Here is a 1,160-nt window from a genome sequence, read left to right as displayed (position 1 = left end):
TTAGTCGCATGCTGTAGACCCGAAGCGGGGTGATCTAGCCATGGGCAGGGTGAAGCGCCGGTAAGACGGTGTGGAGGCCCGAACCCACCAGGGTTGAAAACCTGGGGGATGACCTGTGGTTAGGGGTGAAAGGCCAATCAAACTCCGTGATAGCTGGTTCTCCCCGAAATGCATTTAGGTGCAGCGTCGTGTGTTTCTTGCCGGAGGTAGAGCTACTGGATGGCTGATGGGCCCTACAAGGTTACTGACGTCAGCCAAACTCCGAATGCCGGTAAGTGAGAGCGCGGCAGTGAGACTGCGGGGGATAAGCTTCGTAGTCGAGAGGGAAACAGCCCAGATCATCGGCTAAGGCCCCTAAGCGTGTGCTAAGTGGTAAAGGATGTGGAGTTGCTGTGACAACCAGGAGGTTGGCTTAGAAGCAGCCACCCTTGAAAGAGTGCGTAATAGCTCACTGGTCAAGTGATTCCGCGCCGACAATGTAGCGGGGCTCAAGCACACCGCCGAAGCCGTGGCATTCATGAGTTTTCATGGATGGGTAGGGGAGCGTCCTGCAGCCGGCGAAGCCGCCGAGTGATCGAGTGGTGGAGGCTGTGGGAGTGAGAATGCAGGCATGAGTAGCGCATCACACGTGAGAAACGTGTGCGCCGGATGACCAAGGGTTCCTGGGGCAGGCTAATCCGCCCAGGGTAAGTCGGGACCTAAGGCGAGGCCGACAGGCGTAGTCGATGGACAACGGGTTGATATTCCCGTACCCGCTGGTATGCGCCAACGCCGAGCCCACTGATGCTAAGACTCTGAAACCCTTCGTGGGCCTTCGGGCCTGTGGATGGGCGTAGCGGTCGGTCCGAGGTGGTAGTAGGTGAGCGATGGGGTGACGCAGGAGGGTAGCTCAGCCCAGGCGATGGTTGTCCTGGGGTAAGCATGTAGCCCGGGAGATAGGCAAATCCGTCTCTCGTTAAGGGTGAGATGTGATGCCGAGCCGTTTTAGGTGAAGTGAGTGATCCCATGCTGCCGAGAAAAGCCTCTAGTGAGTGTACCGGCGGCCCGTACCCTAAACCGACTCAGGTGGTCAGGTAGAGAATACCAAGGCGATCGGGTGAACTGTGGTTAAGGAACTCGGCAAATTGCCCCCGTAACTTTGGGAGAAGGGGGGCCTCGTC

General features: G+C 58.0%; 1 rRNA gene. It reads left to right on the top strand.

The window, feature by feature from the left end:
- Nucleotides 1-1,160: ribosomal RNA gene (locus tag K1Y72_RS35820) — 23S ribosomal RNA — on the top strand; the annotation flags it as partial.

The sequence above is a fragment of the Actinomadura parmotrematis genome (assembly GCF_019458805.1).
Lineage (GTDB): Bacteria > Actinomycetota > Actinomycetes > Streptosporangiales > Streptosporangiaceae > Spirillospora > Spirillospora parmotrematis.
The sequence above is the reverse complement of the archived record's forward strand: the minus strand, read 5'-3'. Positions and strand labels throughout refer to the sequence as shown.